16 protein-coding genes are annotated in these 17,393 nt (G+C 71.4%); 5 read left to right on the top strand and 11 right to left on the bottom strand.

The features are described 5' to 3' along the window. Window positions 1-66: 66 nt before the first annotated feature. From ACGFZF_RS34280 to ACGFZF_RS34255, 6 genes are all read right to left on the bottom strand, one after another. Window positions 67-1,668: a DoxX family membrane protein gene (locus ACGFZF_RS34280; protein WP_393560723.1), complete on the bottom strand. Its 1,602-nt coding sequence runs from the start codon at window positions 1,666-1,668 to the stop codon at window positions 67-69. Between the two features lie 147 nt (window positions 1,669-1,815). Then, window positions 1,816-2,775: a 23S rRNA (guanosine(2251)-2'-O)-methyltransferase RlmB gene (gene rlmB / locus ACGFZF_RS34275; protein ID WP_393560721.1), complete on the bottom strand. Its 960-nt coding sequence runs from the start codon at window positions 2,773-2,775 to the stop codon at window positions 1,816-1,818. Window positions 2,776-2,851: 76 nt separating this feature from the next. Further along, entirely contained in the window at window positions 2,852-4,249 is a 1,398-nt protein-coding gene (gene cysS / locus ACGFZF_RS34270) for a cysteine--tRNA ligase (protein ID WP_147978568.1), read from the bottom strand. A gap of 209 nt (window positions 4,250-4,458) precedes the next feature. Next, window positions 4,459-4,992 (bottom strand): 2-C-methyl-D-erythritol 2,4-cyclodiphosphate synthase, encoded by a 534-nt coding sequence (gene ispF / locus ACGFZF_RS34265; RefSeq protein ID WP_393560718.1) that lies wholly within the window; start codon window positions 4,990-4,992, stop codon window positions 4,459-4,461. Continuing rightward, window positions 4,982-5,731 (bottom strand): 2-C-methyl-D-erythritol 4-phosphate cytidylyltransferase, encoded by a 750-nt coding sequence (ispD, locus tag ACGFZF_RS34260; protein ID WP_393560716.1) that lies wholly within the window; start codon window positions 5,729-5,731, stop codon window positions 4,982-4,984. The genes ispF and ispD overlap by 11 nt, the downstream gene beginning before the upstream one ends. A gap of 354 nt (window positions 5,732-6,085) precedes the next feature. Continuing rightward, window positions 6,086-6,568: a CarD family transcriptional regulator gene (locus ACGFZF_RS34255; protein WP_003953493.1), complete on the bottom strand. Its 483-nt coding sequence runs from the start codon at window positions 6,566-6,568 to the stop codon at window positions 6,086-6,088. Window positions 6,569-7,186: 618 nt separating this feature from the next. On the opposite strand from ACGFZF_RS34255, the gene ACGFZF_RS34250 reads away from it, so the two are divergent. Continuing rightward, entirely contained in the window at window positions 7,187-7,831 is a 645-nt protein-coding gene (locus ACGFZF_RS34250; RefSeq protein WP_393560714.1) for a DUF461 domain-containing protein, read from the top strand. Between the two features lie 80 nt (window positions 7,832-7,911). Here ACGFZF_RS34250 and ACGFZF_RS34245 read toward each other — a convergent pair whose 3' ends face one another. Together ACGFZF_RS34245 and ACGFZF_RS34240 are read right to left on the bottom strand one after the other, a co-directional pair. After that, window positions 7,912-8,592 (bottom strand): response regulator transcription factor, encoded by a 681-nt coding sequence (locus ACGFZF_RS34245; protein ID WP_017242433.1) that lies wholly within the window; start codon window positions 8,590-8,592, stop codon window positions 7,912-7,914. Continuing rightward, window positions 8,589-9,818 (bottom strand): sensor histidine kinase, encoded by a 1,230-nt coding sequence (locus ACGFZF_RS34240; RefSeq protein ID WP_393560712.1) that lies wholly within the window; start codon window positions 9,816-9,818, stop codon window positions 8,589-8,591. The genes ACGFZF_RS34245 and ACGFZF_RS34240 overlap by 4 nt, the downstream gene beginning before the upstream one ends. 265 nt (window positions 9,819-10,083) lie before the next feature. On the opposite strand from ACGFZF_RS34240, the gene phoU reads away from it, so the two are divergent. Further along, window positions 10,084-10,764, top strand: coding sequence for a phosphate signaling complex protein PhoU (phoU, locus tag ACGFZF_RS34235; protein WP_356607137.1), 681 nt, complete (start codon window positions 10,084-10,086; stop codon window positions 10,762-10,764). Window positions 10,765-11,002: 238 nt separating this feature from the next. Beyond that, window positions 11,003-11,149, top strand: coding sequence for a hypothetical protein (locus ACGFZF_RS34230; protein ID WP_356778641.1), 147 nt, complete (start codon window positions 11,003-11,005; stop codon window positions 11,147-11,149). A gap of 121 nt (window positions 11,150-11,270) precedes the next feature. On the opposite strand, the gene ACGFZF_RS34225 is transcribed toward ACGFZF_RS34230, so the two are convergent. Further along, entirely contained in the window at window positions 11,271-11,741 is a 471-nt protein-coding gene (locus ACGFZF_RS34225; RefSeq protein ID WP_393560708.1) for a GNAT family N-acetyltransferase, read from the bottom strand. Between the two features lie 190 nt (window positions 11,742-11,931). On the opposite strand from ACGFZF_RS34225, the gene ACGFZF_RS34220 reads away from it, so the two are divergent. Continuing rightward, entirely contained in the window at window positions 11,932-12,174 is a 243-nt protein-coding gene (locus tag ACGFZF_RS34220; RefSeq protein ID WP_393560706.1) for a hypothetical protein, read from the top strand. Between the two features lie 197 nt (window positions 12,175-12,371). Here ACGFZF_RS34220 and ACGFZF_RS34215 read toward each other — a convergent pair whose 3' ends face one another. After that, window positions 12,372-12,848 (bottom strand): lamin tail domain-containing protein, encoded by a 477-nt coding sequence (locus tag ACGFZF_RS34215; RefSeq protein ID WP_393560704.1) that lies wholly within the window; start codon window positions 12,846-12,848, stop codon window positions 12,372-12,374. A gap of 663 nt (window positions 12,849-13,511) precedes the next feature. On the opposite strand from ACGFZF_RS34215, the gene fxsT reads away from it, so the two are divergent. Continuing rightward, window positions 13,512-16,076, top strand: coding sequence for an FxSxx-COOH system tetratricopeptide repeat protein (fxsT, locus tag ACGFZF_RS34210; RefSeq protein WP_393560702.1), 2,565 nt, complete (start codon window positions 13,512-13,514; stop codon window positions 16,074-16,076). 233 nt (window positions 16,077-16,309) lie between these two features. Here the strand turns inward: fxsT and ACGFZF_RS34205 are convergent, their stop codons facing one another. After that, a complete protein-coding gene (locus ACGFZF_RS34205) occupies window positions 16,310-17,155 on the bottom strand; it encodes a MerR family transcriptional regulator (RefSeq protein ID WP_393560700.1) in 846 nt (281 codons plus the stop codon). Window positions 17,156-17,393: the final 238 nt, after the last annotated feature.

Genomic DNA, 17,393 nt, shown 5'->3' with positions numbered 1-17,393 from the left:
ACGACAGACGCCGAAGGGCGGCACCGCTTCCGCGCGGTGCCGCCCTTCGGCGTCTGTCGGGGAGGGTCAGCCCAGCAGGCCGCCGATGGGGTTGCGGTTGCCTCCGTCGGTGGACCCGCCGTCGGTGGAGCCGCCGTCGCTGCCACCGGAGCTGCCGCCGCTGCTCGATCCGCCGCTCGTGCCGCCCGAGCCGGAGCCCGTGGACGGCGGGGGCGCCGGCCGGGACTGGGTGGGGCTGCTGTCGGAGCCACGGGTGGCCGTGGGGCGGCTCTCCCGGATCCGGCCGGTCTCGCGGACGGTCTCGCTGGGTTCGGCCGTCTTCTTCTCCTCGTCGCGCTTGCCGTCGGCGCCGGCGGACTCGGAGGGCTTGGGCTTGGTGGTGGCGGAGCGGGACGGGGTGCTCGTACCGGGCTCCTGGGGGAGGCCCCGGCCGGGCAGGTGGTTCATCGGGTCGTCGTCGGGGCCGGGGACGGTGACCATCTCGGTGGAGCGTACGGCTCCGCCGAGCATGGAGCCGGCGAGGAGCGTGAGGCCGACGACGACCGCGGCGACGACGGTGCCCCGGCGCAGGACCCGGCGGCGCAGGTCCCAGATCTCGGAGCGGGGGCCGAGGGTGCGCCAGGCTTCGCCGGCGAGGCGTCCGTCGATGGAGTAGACGGGGGCGCCGGCGATGACCAGCGGGGACCAGGCGGCGAGGAAGATGATGTCGGGCGCGTCGTAGACGGGGACGCTCTTCCAGCTGACGGTGAGGATCATCGCGGCGGAGAGCAGGGCGCCGACGACGGCGGCGACACGCTGCCAGAGGCCGAGGACGGTGAGGACGCCGACGACGACCTGGAGGAAGGCGACGGTCAGGCCGGCGCCGACGGGGTGCTGGAGGGCGAAGTCGCGCAGGGGCTCGGCGAGGGCCCAGGGGTGGAGCGAGTTGAGCCACTTGACCATGGAGCCGCGCTCGCCGCCGTCGAAGTAGACGGGGTCGCAGAGCTTGCCCATGCCGGCGTAGATGCAGATGAAGCCGAGGAGAAGGCGGAGCGGGAGCAGCACCACTCCGAGGTTCATCCGGCGCCCGGGGTAGTAGGCGTGGCGGACGCCCGCGGTGGCGGCGCTCTCGGCCCAGCCGGCGCCGTGGCGGGGCGGCCTGCCGCGTCGGCCTTCGCCGTCGCGGTCGGCGACGCCGTCGTCGGCGCGGTGGCGATCGCGGGAGGTGTCGTACGGGGACTCGTAGGCGTGGTCGTAGGCGCCTTCGGCGCGCCGCATCGGGGGCAGCAGCGGTGGGGCGTCGGCGGGGACGACGGGGGTGGGCATGGTGTCGTCGATGCGCGGGATGGCCTGGGTGGCGCCCGCGTCGAGGCGGCCGGGGGGCTCCAGGGTGGAGACGGAGGACTCGCGCATGGCCTGGAGCAGTCCGGTCGCGCCGGGGTCGCCGGGCGCGGACTTTCCGGTCCACACGACGGGGCGGCGGCGGCCCGCGGCTGCGCCCGCGGGGGCTCCGCCGAGGCTGGAGATCCGGGGGGCGGCTGCGAACTTCGGCTGGTGGGCCGGTGCGAGCCGCACACGGAAGCTGGCGTGGTTCACGATGACCTGCGCGGGATCGGAATCCACTTTGAGCATGCTCAGCGCGGGCTGATCGTCGAACCCCGGCCGGGGCGTTCTGGTGTCCACACTCATCTAACCGAGTGACGCGGGGTTAGGACACTGCCTTGACGGACTCGGAATGTCCGAGACCCGTCAAGATCGCCCGTTGTGGGAAAGGGCCCAGCTCAGGGAGCTGGGCCCGTTCCGGTACGGCGTGTGCGCGGGGCGCGCGGGGGTGCGTCAGCGGGCGCGGCGGCGGGCGACCTCGTAGAGGACGATGCCCGCGGCGACGCCGGCGTTCAGCGACTCGGCGCCACCGGGCATGGAGATCCGGACGCGGTAGTCGCAGGTCTCGCCGACGAGGCGGCCGAGGCCCTTGCCCTCGCTGCCGATGACGATGACGACGGGGCCGTCGAGCGCTTCGAGGTCCTCGACGGTGTGTTCGCCGTCGGCGGCGAGGCCGACGACGGTCAGGCCTTCCTTCTGGTAGCCCTCGAGGGCCCGGGTCAGGTTGGTGACGCGGGAGACGGGGGTGCGCGCGGCGGTGCCGGCGGAGGACTTCCAGGCGCCGGCGGTCATGCCGGCGGCGCGGCGCTCGGGGACGACGACGCCGTGGCCGCCGAAGGCGGAGACGGAGCGGACGATGGCGCCGAGGTTGCGCGGGTCGGTGACGCCGTCGAGGGCGACGATCAGCGGGTCCTCGTGGTTCTCGTACGCGGCGGCGGTGAGGTCCTCGGGGTGCGCGTACTCGTACGGCGGGACCTGGAGGACGAGGCCCTGGTGGTTGAGCCCGTTGGTCATCCGGTCGAGCTCGGCGCGGGGGGCTTCCATCAGGTTGATGTTGCCGCGGTCGCCGGCGAGCTTGAGGACGTCGCGGACGCGCTCGTCGTTGTCGATGTACTGCTGGACGAAGAGCGTGGTGGCGGGCACGCCGTCGCGGAGCGCCTCGAAGACCGGGTTGCGGCCGACGACCATCTCGGAGGTGCCCTTGGGGCCGCCGCGGCGGGGTGCGGGGCGGCGGGCGGCGGCGTGCTTGGCCTGGGCGTTGGCGACGCGGTTCTTCTTGTGACCCTTGCGGGCGGAGGCGGGCGGCGTGGGGCCCTTGCCCTCGAGGCCCTTGCGCCGCTGGCCACCGCTGCCGACCGTCGCGCCCTTCTTGTTGGACGTGCGGCGGTTCCTGCGCTGGCTGTTCCCGGCCATGACTACCTAATCCTCGGTGTTGCGTACATAGGTCTGTAAGTGAAGTGTGCCGCCCGGCTCCCCGAGCGGCACATCATCAGCGGTTGCCCAGCGTCCAGCGGGGGCCGTCCGGGCTGTCCTCGATGGCGAGGCCGGACTGCGTGAGCTGGTCGCGGATGGCGTCGGCGGTCGTCCAGTCCTTGCGTTCCCGGGCCGACTCGCGCTGCTGGAGCACGAGGCGTACGAGGGTGTCGACGACGCCGTGGAGTTCCTCGCCGCGGTCGGTCTCCTCGGCCCAGTGGGGGTCGAGGGGGTCCAGGCCCAGGACGCCGAGCATGGCGCGGACCTCGGCGAGGCGGGCGATGGCCTCGTCCTTGTCGTCGGCGGCGAGGGCGCTGTTGCCCTGCCGGACGGTGGTGTGGATGATCGCGAGCGCGTGCGGCACGCCGAGGTCGTCGTCCATGGCCTCGGCGAAGGCGGGGGGCACGTCGGCGGCGGGCGCGACGGTCTTGCCGGCCTTCTCGGTGACGCGCTGGACGAAGCCCTCGATCCGCGCGAACGCGGACTCGGCCTCGCGCAGGGAGTCCTCGCTGTACTCGATCATCGAGCGGTAGTGCGGGGTGCCGAGGTAGTAGCGCAGGACGATGGGGCGCCAGTTCTTGACCATCTCGGACACGAGGACCGAGTTGCCGAGCGACTTCGACATCTTCTCGCCGCTCATGGTGACCCAGGCGTTGTGCACCCAGTACGAGGCGAAGGCGTCGCCGAAGGCCTTGGCCTGGGCGATCTCGTTCTCGTGGTGGGGGAAGATCAGGTCGAGGCCGCCGCCGTGGATGTCGAAGGCGGAGCCCAGGTACTTGTGGGCCATGGCCGAGCACTCCAGGTGCCAGCCGGGGCGGCCGCGGCCCCAGGGGGTCTCCCAGTCGGGCTCGCCCGGCTTGGTGGCCTTCCACATGGCGAAGTCGCGCGGGTCTCGCTTGCCGGCGACGCCCTCGTCGGGCTGGCGCAGGTCGTCGATGTCCTGGTTGGAGAGTTCGAGGTAGCCCGGGAAGGAGCGCACGTCGAAGTAGACGCTGCCGTCGGCCTCGTAGGCGTGGCCGCGCTCGATGAGGCCGCGCATCATCTCGATCATCTCGGGGACGTGCCCGGTGGCGCGCGGCTCGTAGGTGGGCGGCAGGCAACCGAGGGCGTCGTAGCCGTCGTTGAAGGCGCGCTCGTTCTCGTAGCCGATGGACCACCAGGGGCGGCCCTGGTCGGCGGCCTTGGCGATGATCTTGTCGTCGATGTCGGTGACGTTGCGGATGAACGTGACGTCGTAGCCGCGGTACTCGAACCAGCGGCGCATGATGTCGAAGTTCAGCCCCGAGCGGATGTGGCCGATGTGCGGGGCCGCCTGGACGGTGGCACCACAGAGGTAGATCGAGACACAGCCCGGTGTGAGGGGGTTGAAGTCACGGATCTGCCGGGCGTTGGTGTCGTACAGGCGAATGGTCACCACACCAGGGTAGTGGGCGTGTGGTAGTGCCCCGCGACCGATTCCCGGCCCCGGGCGGTCTTTTTCGCGGTGGGCGGGCCGGGACGCGGCGCGGGCGTGCCCGTACGGCTCCGTGGCGCGGTTCCCCTTCGGGGGTCCGCGCCACGATCCGCGCCACGGTCCGTCGCGGCGCCGGGCGGGCGGTACTTCGGCGATCGCCCGGACAGGACCTAGCCGACGCGGACCACGAGGGCGGTGGCGAGGGCGGCGAGTCCTTCGGCGCGACCGGTGAGGCCGAGGCCGTCGGTGGTGGTGCCGGAGACGGAGACCGGGGCGCCGATCGCCTCGCTCAGGACCTTCTGGGCCTCGTCGCGGCGCTTGCCGACCTTGGGGCGGACGCCGATCACCTGGACGGCGACGTTGCCGATCTCGTAGCCCTCGGCGCGGACGATGCGGGCGGCCTCGGTGAGCAGGGTGACGCCGGAGGCGCCGGACCACTCGGGGCGGGAGGTGCCGAAGTGGGCGCCGAGGTCGCCGATGCCGGCGGCGGAGAACAGGGCGTCGCAGGCGGCGTGGGCGGCGACGTCGCCGTCCGAGTGGCCGGCGAGGCCGTACCCGTCGCTGTCGGAGTCCTCCCAGAGGAGGCCGGCGCACCACAGGGGGCGGCCCTGCTCGAAGGCGTGGACGTCGGTGCCGATGCCGGTGCGCGGCAGCGGCGGCACGTGCGGTGTCGGCGTCGGCGTCGGCGTCGGCTCAGAAGCCATCGTTGGCCCTCCTGCGGGCGAGTACGGCCTCGGCGAGGACGAGGTCGAGGGGGCGGGTCACCTTGAACGCCTCTTCGTGGCCGGGGACGACCACGACGGGGGCGCCGAGGCGTTCGACCATGCCGGCGTCGTCGGTGGCGCCGTCGCCGGTGAGGGCGATGGTGGCGTGGGCGTTGACGAGCGTGTCGTGGTCGAAGCCCTGCGGGGTCTGCACGGCGCGCAGCCGGGAGCGCTCGGGGGTGGCGACGACCTGTTCGGGCCGGCCCTTCTCCTCGGCGGGTTCGACCTCCTTGACGGTGTCGGCCACCGGCAGGGCGGGGACGACGGCGACGGCGCCGTCGCGGACGGCCTCGACGACGGCGTCGACCGTGTCGACGGGCACGAGCGGGCGGGCCGCGTCGTGGACGAGGACGGTGGTGATGCCCTCGGGGAGTGCTTCGAGGCCGAGGCGCACGGACTCCTGGCGGGTCTCGCCGCCGGGGACGACGAGGTAGTCGGTCCGTTCGGGCAGGGCGTGGGCGTCGAGGAGGTTCTTGACCTCCGCGGCACCGTCGGAGGGCGCCACCACGACGACCAGGGAGACGGCGCGGGAGGCGGCCATCGCCCGGACGGCGTGGATGAGCATGGGGGTGCCGTTCAGCGTGCGGAGCGCCTTGGGGGCGCCCGGGCCGAGCCGTACGCCCCGGCCCGCCGCGGGGATCACCACGGCGGTTCGCGCGGGACGCGTCTGGTCTGTCATCGGTTCCACTCCGGCAGGTTTGTTTCCTCGGCCGACATGGGTATGGCCCTCAGGGCAACCCCGGCCATGGGCCGGGGGGCACCGACGCGACGCCTCGACCGGGCCCTTTCCGTGACGACGGTCGGAGGCGTACCGCGCGGACACAGGGACGACGGCGCGAGGGGACGGGGATCAGGGGACTGGGTTACGTCGGCACCGACGGTGAGGTCGGTGCCGGGATCGACCGGCTTCGGCGGCGGCGACATGGGTCACCGGCACGCCGGGCGACGAAGAGACGCGGACATGCCGCAGCGCCCGGCGACGGCACTGTGATCTTCACAGCACGTCAGCGGGCACCGCGGCATCGCTTCTTGATCAGGACGCGAGGACCTCGTCGAGGAGAGCCTCGGCCTTGTCCTCGTTGGTGTTCTCCGCGAGCGCGAGCTCGCTCACCAGGATCTGCCGCGCCTTGGCGAGCATGCGCTTCTCGCCTGCGGAGAGACCGCGCTCCCGCTCCCGGCGCCACAGGTCACGCACTACTTCGGCGACCTTGATGACATCGCCGGAGGCGAGCTTCTCGAGGTTCGCCTTGTAGCGACGGGACCAGTTGGTGGGCTCTTCGGCGTACGGTGCACGCAGCACCTCGAAGACCCGGTCCAGCCCATCCTGACCGACAACATCGCGAACACCGACGAACTCCGCATTGTCCGCCGGCACACGAACCGTCAGGTCGCCCTGGGCGACCTTGAGCACCAAGTAGGTCTTGTCCACGCCTTTGATCTGGCGAGTTTCGATGGCCTCGATCAGCGCGGCCCCGTGATGGGGATAGACCACGGTGTCGCCAACCTTGAACGTCATGTGACAGGTACCCCTTCCGTGGCTATCCAGGGTAACACGGATACGGCTTCTTCTGAATGGCGTTTTCGCAGGTCAGGGCATATCTCGGGGCTTGACAACAGCGACACGATCGTGCTGCGGAGAGCTTCCGGAAGGCGGTATTCGCAGGTCGGAGCCGCTGCGTGAACGCAGAGAAACGCGCACGTTACACCCGTCCGGACACCCTGACGAGAGGGAGGATGTCCCGTTTTGCCGGTTTCGCGACGGGCATCTCCAGGTACTCCGTTCGAGGATCGGTCACTCGTACGGATGCAAGACGGATCGAATCCCGAATTGATCAACGGGTGAGCCGAGCGGGATTTTCCGGGGATGCCGGTGGTGGAATGCGCGGACGGCCGCCGAATTGATCAAGGCGGTTTTGTGAACGACAGGTCAATGGGTCGTATCCGGCCATCCGGAGGGTCCCGAGCGAGCAGGACGGGGCTCGAAGGGGCGGGTCGGGTGCGGGACGGAGAGTGCGGCTCGGTAACCTAAGCGCGCTGACACACCCTTAGCTCGACCTCCGTCCGCTGCCGGTCCCCGGGCCCGCGCAGCAGGCAGTCCACTGTCTGTCCGTACGTCCTAGGAGATGCCGCCGCCGTGAGCCGCAGCCTTCGACGCGGCGCCCTCGCCGCTACCGCCATCGTGTTCTCGATCGCCGCACTGTCCGCGTGTGGCGCGGGCAATGACGCGCAGACCCTCGAGGTGCGGCCCGACAACGCCGCCGTCACCGTCGAGGACATCAAGGTCCAGAACGCCGTGGTCATCACGCAGCCCGGGCTCACCACCGCGGGTCCGGCCGTCGTCTCGGCCATGGTCTTCAACAACGGCAGCACCCAGCAGACCCTCGACGCGATCACCCTGCCGGGCTCTGCGGCGACGGTGAAGCTCAAGGCCGCCGAAGGCGCCGGCCCGATCACGATCCCCGCGGGCGGCTCCGTCCTCCTCGGCGGCGAGGGCAACGCCTCCGCCGTGATCGAGAACGGCCACGAGGCCGTGAAGGACGGCGACTCGCAGCCGGTCGTCTTCAAGCTGAGCCAGACCGGCGCGGTGGCTCTGAACGCCTTCGTCGTGCCCGCGACCAGCTACTTCAAGGAGTACGGCCCGAGCGAGCTCCCGAAGCCGCCGGTCACCGCGCCGACCGGCACGCCGTCGGGCACCCCCTCGGGCACGCCGTCCGGCACGCCTTCGGGCTCCCCGTCCGGCGAGCCGTCGGGCGAGGCCAGCCACGCGGCCGGCCACTGAGTCACGCACGAAGAAGGGGCGCCCCACCGGATTCCTCCGGTGGGGCGCCCCTTCTTCGTGCGTCCGTGGCGGCGCCGGGTCTACGGCTCGAACTTGTAGCCGAGTCCGCGGACCGTGACCAGGTAGCGCGGCGCGCCCGGGTCGGGCTCGATCTTCGCCCGCAGGCGCTTGACGTGGACGTCGAGGGTCTTGGTGTCGCCGACGTAGTCCGCGCCCCAGACCCGGTCGATGAGCTGCATGCGGGTCAGCACGCGGCCCGCGTTCCGCAGCAGCATCTCCAGCAGGTCGAACTCCTTCAGCGGGAGATCGACCTTGCCGCCGGAGACCGTGACGACGTGCCGGTCCACGTCCATCCGGACCGGGCCGGCCTCCAGGGCCGCCGGGGTGACCTCCTCCGGCTCGCCGCGGCGGCGCAGGACGGCGCGGATGCGCGCGACCAGCTCCCGCGAGGAGAACGGCTTGGTCACGTAGTCGTCGGCTCCTATCTCCAGGCCGACGACCTTGTCGATCTCGCTGTCCTTGGCGGTCACCATGATCACCGGGACGTTCGAGCGGCCGCGCAGCTGGCGGCACACCTCGGTACCGGGCAGACCCGGCAGCATCAGGTCGAGGAGGACGAGGTCCGCTCCGTTGCGCTCGAACTCGTCGAGTCCGTCGGGCCCGGTCGCGGCGACCGCGACCTCGAAGCCTTCCTTGCGGAGCATGTACGACAGGGCGTCGCTGAAGGATTCCTCATCCTCGACGACGAGCACTCGGGTCACGGAAGGACCTCCGGGGCAGGGAGCGGTTCGGTCATGAGATCGGGGGTGGGTGAGTCGGGCTCGCGGCGGTCCCGTGCGGAGCCCGCCTCGGGCAGCCTCAGGGTGAAGGTGGAGCCCTGGCCTTCGGTGCTCCAGACGGTGACCTCGCCGCCGTGCGAGGCGGCCACGTGCTTGACGATGGCCAGGCCGAGGCCCGTACCGCCCGTGGCGCGGGAGCGGGCCGGGTCGACGCGGTAGAAGCGCTCGAAGATGCGCTCCTTGTCCTTGTCGGGGATGCCGATGCCCTGGTCGGTGACGGCTATCTCGATCAGGTCGCCGCCGGGTGCGGCGATCCTGCGGGCCGCGACGCCCACGCGGGTGTGGGCCGGAGAGTAGTTGACGGCGTTCTCGACGAGATTGCCGAGGGCTGCGGCGAGCTGGCCGCGGCTGCCCCAGACGCGCAGGTCCGCGGTGCCGCCGGAGGCCATGGTGATCTGTTTGGTGGAGGCCGTGTGGCGGGAGCGGTCGATGGCCTCGGCGACCAGCTCGTCGACCCGTACCGGCTCCGAGTCCTCCAGCGGGTCGTCGTTCTGCACCCGCGAGAGGTCGATGAGCTCCTGTACGAGGTTGGTCAGGCGGGTCGCCTCGATCTGCATCCGGCCGGCGAAACGGGTGACCGCCTCGGGGTCGTCCGAGGCGTCCATGACGGCCTCGGAGAGCAGGGACAGCGCGCCGGTCGGGGTCTTGAGCTCGTGGCTGACGTTGGCGACGAAGTCGCGCCGTACCGCCTCGATGCGGCGGGCCTCGGTCAGGTCCTCCACCAGCAGCAGCACCAGGCGGGAGCCGAGGGGCGCCACCCGGGCGGAGACCGCGAGTGCTTCGACCCGGCTGGTGCCGCGCCGTGGCAGATCCAGCTCGACCTGGCGTATCTCCCCGTCACGGCGGGTGTCCCGGGCCATGTTGAGCATCGGCTCGACGGCCAGCTTCCCGCCGCGGACCAGGCCGAGGGCGTACGCCGCCGAGCTGGCCTTGACCACCGAGTCGCTCTCGTCGAGCACCACCGCGGAGGAGCGCAGTACGGACAGCACCGTGTCCACTCCGGGCGGCAGAACGGCGTCGGTGTGCAGGGAGGTCCGGGTGGGTCGCGCCTGGTCGCGTTCGCTCCAGCGGAACGCCAGCATGGCGATCACGCCGGTGCACACCCCGGCGATCGCAGCCAATGCGGCGACCGCCGCGTTCACGTCCATGCCATCCAGGTTATGCGGGCTGAGGGACACTCTCCCAGCCGTCCGAGTGGCTGCTCGAACAGTCGTCGCCCAGAGTTCACCGTGGGGACGGTGCCGGTTCATTTGACCTGAGGGAAGGGGCGGCGCGCGTCGCCCAGAGTTCACCGGGGGGAAAGGGCCGGTTCACATGAGCGGGAGGAGCCGGACGCGTAGGGGTCCGAACGTGGGAGCGTGGGGTCCGAGCCCCACCCGGACCCAGGACTGCCGCGGAGAAAGAGGGACACCCATGCGGGACGCGTACCACGAGGAACTCGACTCGATCGGAGAGAGCCTGGTCGAGATGGCCCGGCTCGTCGGGTCGGCGATCGGACGCGCCACGACGGCGATGCTCGACGCGGACCTGAAGCTCGCCGAGAGCGTCATCGCGGCCGACCAGAAGGTCGACGACCTCCAGCACGACCTGGAGGCCCGGGCGATAGCCCTGCTCGCACGGCAGCAGCCGGTGGCGACGGACCTGCGGATCGTGGTCACCTCGCTGCGGATGAGCGCCGACCTGGAGCGGTCGGGCGACCTGGCCCAGCACGTCGCGAAGCTCGCGCGGCTGCGCTTCCCGGACACAGCCGTGCCGCGGGACCTGCACGCCACGATCCTGGAGATGGGGCAGCTGGCGCAGCGCCTGATGGCGAAGGCGGCGGAGGTCATCATCACGAAGGACGTCGACCTGGCGCTCCAGCTGGAGCAGGACGACGACGAGATGGACCTGCTGCACCGGACGCTTTTCCAGCACCTGATGGACGACCGCTGGAAGCACGGCATCGAGACGGCCGTGGACGTGACGCTGCTGGGCCGCTACTACGAGCGGTTCGCCGACCACGCGGTGTCGGTCGCGAAGCGCGTGGTGTACCTGGTGACGGGCGAGCACGCGGACGAGCTGCAGCAGTCGGACGCCCCGGTCGAGGGCGCGTAACGGCACGGGGGAGCCGGGCGGGCTCCCGGGGTCAGGGGTGCCGGCTCGGGTTGTATCCGGGCCGGCACCCGGAGCGTTTCCCAGCCCGTCTCCCGGCCGTCTCCCGGCCCGCTTCCCGGCCGCCGCAGGGCGCCCGAGGCGACGCGGGGACGGGGTCGCACCTCAGTGCGCCGTTGATGCGCCCGGTTCGATGGGCATGCAATGGGAAGAGGCGACCTACGCCTTCGAGGAGGGACCCATGGCCGAATCCCCGACCACAGACCCCCGGCAGGAGCCGCGCGACCCGGTGCACCTGCCCGTTCTCGGCGCCTGCGGGTGCGGCTCGGGCTGCGGCTGCGGCTGCCAGTCCGGCGCGCCGTGCCAGTGCGGGGGCTGCTCCGGCTAGATCCCGGAGCGGCACAAGGACGGAAGGGCTCCGCCCGGGTATCTGACGAACCGGGCGGGGCCCTTCTTCCGCTCGGGCCGGGTCGGGTCGGGTCAGTGGGTTCAGGTCGGGCCAGGTCAGGTCAGGTCAGGTCGAGGACGCCGACCGTCTGGCCACTGGAGGATTCGCCGGTCGTGCGGAATCCGAGCTTCAGGTAGAAGTCCCCGGGCCCCTGCTCCCCCGGCTCCCAGGTGACGTACATCCTGTCGCCGCCGGTGCGGACGATCTCCTCCCGGACCGCGTCGACGGCGAAGCGCCCGTACCCGCGGCCCTGCCGGCTGGCCGCGATGTTGAGCCGCCACAGACCGCTGCGCCGGTCGTCGGGGTCCTTCTCGGCGTCCCACGTGATGTCGACGAAGGCCATGACGAAGCCCACGAGCTCGTCGCCGTCGAAGATCAGCCGCGGCCAGGCGGTGGAGCCGTACGCGTACGCCTCGGCGAGCGACTTCACCACCGGAGCGACGTTCTTCTCCTGATCGGGCCGGACCCGCAGTTCCAGGGCGGCGCCCACGTTGGCGGGCGTGATCTTCTCCAGGCGGAGTGTGGAAGTCATGCGCGGGACGATATCGACCGTTCGTGTCGACCGCCCAGGCAATTGTTCGCCCCTCGGTGGCGACGGTCCGCGAACGGCGATACCAACCGGTTCATCCGTAACGCCAGACTTGACCTGAATGGCTTGACAGGTGGAGCGCGGCGCGAGAAGCGTGGGCAGCGGGTACCGCACCCGAGGAGCCGAGGACGACATGACCAGAACGACGACGACGAAGAGGATCGGTGCCGCGCTCGCCGCCACGGCGGCAGCCTTCGCACTCGGTCTCGGCGGCGCCTCGATCGCGGACGCCAAGATCGCGCCGGTGGACATCTCCTGCACCAACAACGGCGGCCACCAGCCCGGCGGCCAGCAGCCGAGCTGCCAGGGCAGCTCACTGACCCAGGAGACCGAGAACCAGAACCCCGCCGGCCACGCGCCTCGCGGACACAACTAGCCTCCCCTCCCCCTCCCTCGGCCCCTTCTCCCGCCTCGAGCGCGAGGAGGGGCTTCGTACGCACTCACGACTCCGCGGGCGGCGGCACGACGAAAGCCCCCCACCCGCCGTGTCGGCGGATGGGGGGCTTTCGTCGGGCGCCGTCCGGATCAGCGCTTCCCGGTCAAGGGAGGTACGAGGTCGTCGAGGAGAAGGGGTCAGCGACGGTGGTGGTGGCGGTTGTTCCAGGACTTGGTGTCCACGGTGCGGCCGTGCTCGTCGCGCAGGGTCGCCTTGTCGGCACGGTCGTCCCACACGTAGTCGCGGCGGTCCTGGAAGACATCGGTGCGGGTGTCGCGGCCGACACCGGTGTGGACCCGGACGGTGGCGTGGCCGGAGAGACGGAAGTCGTTGAAGCGGTAGCGGTTGCCGTCCTTGTCCCGCAGGGTCCAGCCGCGGAGGTTCACCCCGTGGCGGGAGTTGTTGGTGATCTCGACCCATTCGCCGTTCAGCGACCGGTTGGACCGGTTGTCACGTCCGGGGCTGTCGGCCTGGACGCGGCTGATCTCGACCCGCGGCTGGTGGCGGTGACGGTCGCCGTCATGGGCGGCGGCCGGCAGGGCGACGGCGGAGACGATGGCGCCGGCGGCGAGGGCGGTCGCCGCGACGCGGCGGGCGGTCGAAGAAGCAGACATGGGTGATGTCCCCTCAAGAACAGTGCCCCACAAGCCGATACAGGCTGGTGAGGGCGGTGCGGGTCTCGGTCCGGTGTGGGCCGAGGACCCAAACTCTGCGGCCTCCCCGGGCCGTCCGTCGGGCCGGCCGGGGCCCGTTACGTAGTACGGACATTTCCGTAACTGTCGCCTGCATCGGACACGTATGGGTGACGGGCGTGGCCCTGACATTCACTGACAGCTACACCGACCCGTTCCAGGATCACCAGCAAGCCCTTACCGGCTCCGGCGCGCCACCGGTCGCACCACCCGGCGCATTCAGCCAAACGCCGGATACATCCGGGTAACGACTGTTCTGCGCGTTTCTTCGCACATATGCGAAGCCCTCGCACAGGAAGACGACCTGACGGGTCGCCGAGCTTGCCCCCGGACCGCGCAAACCCCCGCCCCACCGGCGACGAAACGTGCCGCCGCGCGCCCTCGACCCGGGGCGGGTACCCCGCCCAGGCGTTCGGAAGCCCCCTCCCCCGCCGTAATCGGCAAAAAGGGGAGGGGGCTTCTGCCGATGGCCCGCGGACGGCCCCGGATCCTGTCCGTGCCTCGTGCGGGAGAACGCCGGTCGGCTGCGGGTGAGGCGTTCTAGGCTCAAGAGTTCAAAGCGGCGGCTGGACTCGGGGGATGAGGATGAGCGGCGTCGATGCGCCGGGCGGGGCGTGGTTCATCAGCCACGCGGGGGCGGACCGGGCCTGGGCGGAATGGACGGCCTGGCAGTTGCTCGACGCCGGTTTCCAGGTGGAGTTGGACTACTGGGACTGGGGTGCGGGTGACAACTTCGTCCTGAAGATGAACGACGCGCTGGAACGGGGGCGTTTTCTCGCGCTGTTCTCCCCGGCCTACTTCGAACCGGACCGGTTCACCACGCCCGAGTGGACCGCCGTCGTGGCGATGAGGGAGAAGATCACCCCCGTCCGCGTGGCCGAGGTCGACTCGCCGGCGATCCTGCGCGCACTCCTCACCCGCGACCTCTTCGGCATGGGTGAGGAGGCCGCCCGCCAGGCGCTGTTGGGGGCGGTCGACGGCCCACGTCGTCCCACGGTCGCGCCGGCCTTTCCCGAGATGCCACGGCAGCTGGGTGGCGGTGGGCCCCGCCTGCCCGGATCGCTGCCACGGGTGTGGAACCTGCCCGCCCGCAACGCCTCCTTCACCGGCCGGGACACCCTCCTGGTCCGGCTGCGCCAGACATTGGCGACCACAAGTCGGGTGGCCGTCCGCGCGCTGCACGGACGCGGCGGGGTGGGCAAGACCCAGCTCGCCGTCGAATACGCCCACCGCTTCGCCGGCGAGTACGAACTCGCCTGGTGGATCGCCGCCGAGGACCCCGCCCTCATCCCCGACCAGCTCGCCCAACTCGCCACCCGCATCGGCGCCGCGCCCGCCGGCGCGCCCACCGCGGACGCCGTGGAGACACTGCTTGGCGAGCTGCGGAGCCGGTCCCGCTGGCTGCTGGTCTTCGACAACATCGAAGACCCCGCGGCCCTGGCCCCCTTTCTGCCGGGCGGCGGCGGCCATGTGCTCATCACCTCCCGCACCCCTCACTGGCACGCCCACGCCAGCCCGCTGAACGTCGACGTCTTCACCCGTACCGAATCCCTCGCCCTGCTCCACTCCCACGGCGCCGTCCTGGACGAGTCCGACGCCGACGACCTCGCCCACACCCTCGACGACCTTCCGCTCGCCCTGGCCCAGGCCGCCACCCTGCTCACCGACGGCCTGTCCGCCGCCGACCTGGCCGCCGAACTGGCCCGGAGCACCGCCGAGGTCCTCGCCGAGGGCCGCCCCACCGGCTATCCCGTCTCGCTGGCCGCGCAGGTCCGTCTGACCGCCACCCGCGTGGAATCCGACCACCCCGGCGCGGCCGCACTGCTGTCCGCCCTGAGCCTGCTGGCTCCCGAACCCTTCCCCGTCACCACCTGCGCCGGCCACCTCCCCGACCATGCGTCCACACCCCTGACCGGCGCCCTGGCCACCCGCCTGACCGGCACGGCAACCCTGCGGGCCATCACCCGGCACAGCCTGGCCCGGGCCCAGGACGGCACGCTCCAGGTCCACCGCCTCACCCAGACCGTCCTGCGCGACCAACTCACCCCCGACCAACGCCGGCAAGCGGGCACGGACGCCGAAGCACTGCTTGCCGCAGCCAACCCCGGAGACGTCGGCCTTCCCTCGACGTGGCCAGGCTGGCGGGTACTCCTGCCCCACCTCCTCGCCGTGGACCCGGCGCTCATCACCACCGAGGCAGGTCGGGACGTGGTGCGCAACGCCTGCTGGTACCTGATCGACCGCGGCCAGGCCCACGCCGCCAAAGGCCGCCTCCAGCAGCTGCACGACACCTGGTCCCGGCAACTCGGCCCCGACCACGAAGGCGCGCTGTGGACCGCCCAATACCTCGCCCGCGCCCGTTCCGACACGCAGGACCATGCGGGTGCCCGCGCCCTGGACCAGGACATCCTCACCCGCAGGCAGCGGGTGCTGGGCGAGGACCACCCCGACACCCTGGGCACCGCCTCCAACCTCGCCATCCGGCTGGCTGCGCTGGGACAGCTGGAGGAAGCCCACACCCTCACCGCAGACACCCTCCACCGGCAGCAGCGGATGCTCGGGGAGGACCACCCCCATACCCTGAGCACCGCCTCCAACCTGGCCACCTATCTGGCGGCGCTGGGACAGCTGGAGGAAGCCCGCGACCTCGGCGAAGAGACCCTCGCCCACAGGCGGCGAATGCTGGGCGAGGACCACCCCGACACCTTGAACACCGCCTCCAACCTCGCCGCCGATCTGGCGGCGCTGGGACAGGCAGAGGAAGCCCGCACCCTCACTGCGGACACGCTCGCCCGCAGGTGGCGGGCGCTGGGAAAGGACCACCCCAACACCCTGACCACCGCCTCCAACCTCGCCGCCAATCTGGCGGCGCTGGGACAGCTGGAGGAAGCCCGCGACCTCGGCGAAGACACTCTCGCCCGCAGGCGGCGGGTGCTGGGCGAGGACCACCCCGACACCTTGAACACCGCCTCCAACCTGGCTGCCTATCTGTCGGAGCTGGGACAGCTGGAGCAAGCCCGCACCCTCTCCGCAGAAACCCTCGACCGGCAGCAGCAGGTCGTGGGCGGGGACCACCCCGACACCCTGGCCACCAGAAGGATTTGGGAGCAGCTGAATGAGGAAGCAGAGGCCCCCGACATGCAAGAGTGATCCATCAGCAACCGCACGCAAATGGCCCCCACCCACGGAAATCCGCAGGTGAGGGCCATGATCGCGTCTACGACCACTTCTTTCCCTGGGTCTGAAGGGCCCATCTTCCGCCCCTGGTCAGAGGATCACGCACCTCAAGTGACCCGCGGTCGAGCGGTCGTTGTCGGTTGCTGTTGGTCGCCCTCGGAGGGCCCAGAGAGGGCCCGGCTCGGGGCCTGCCGTAGCCGCCGGCGCTAGTCGTCGGCAGGCTCGTCGATCGGCCAGGCGATCTCCAGGCGGTTGTCCGGGTGGTCCGGTGTCCCGGTCCACCGGCGGTAGACCATCCGGGCCGGGCCCGCGAAGGCGAAGCCGTGCTCGGTGATCCAGTCGGCGACGGTGTCGTACGCGCCGAGGATCTGCGGGAACGCGGCGGCCACGCCCTCGACCTCCGTGCAGGCGAGGGTGTTCTCGGGCAGCTCGCGCACGGTCATGCCCTCGGGCAGGTCCGTGGGCTGCGCGCCGTCCTCCCAGAACGGCAGGCACGCCTCGACGAGCGTCGCGTTCTCCTCGTCGCACACCCCGTGGAAGCGGACGAAAGCGGGCCCGGTGAAGGTGAGCGGGCCGCGGCCGGCGACCTCGTACATCTCCTGGTACGCGCCGCGGAGGAAGGCGTCGAGCCCGGAGTTGTCCAGGGTCGCCCCGCGGACGAGGATCCGTTCGGCGGCGCCTTGGCGGACGGTGACGCGGTGGGTCATCTCTGCTCCTTCGGTCAGTCGGCTCAACAGGCTGTGGACCACGGAGCGCTGCCCCTCCAGCCGCCGCTCGGCCGCACGCAGATGCGCCTGCAGGGCGGCGGCGAGCCCCTCCTCGCCGCCGCCGAGCAGCTGGCGCACCTCCTCGACCGGGATGTCCAGCTGCCGCAGCGCCCTGATCGACTGCGCCGTACGCACCTGGTCACGCCGGAAGTACCGGTAGCCGCTCACCGGATCGACGAACGCCGGCACCAGCACTCCACTGGCGTCGTAGTGCCGAAGCGCGGTGATCGAGAGGCCGCTGGCCTGCGAGAACTGCCCGATCGGCAGCAGGTTTCTCCTGTCCACGGCATTGACTGTGCCGTCTCGCGTTACCCGAGAGTCAAGCCCGTCCCCGGATGACGGCTTCACCGCCATCAAGCACCGCCCTTCGGGCGGGCGACCCCTGGCGCCCACCACCGTCCTGGGGACCGTCGGAGCGCGAGGGCCGGCCACTTCGACAACGGCACGCTGCACGTCGTGCAGCGGCTCAAGCTGAGCCTGAGTCAGCCGGTGTTCGCCCCGCCGAAGAGCCGGGACCGCGCAC

The sequence above is a fragment of the Streptomyces sp. NPDC048338 genome (genome assembly GCF_043201055.1).
Lineage (GTDB): Bacteria > Actinomycetota > Actinomycetes > Streptomycetales > Streptomycetaceae > Streptomyces.
The sequence above is the reverse complement of the archived record's forward strand: the minus strand, read 5'-3'. Positions and strand labels throughout refer to the sequence as shown.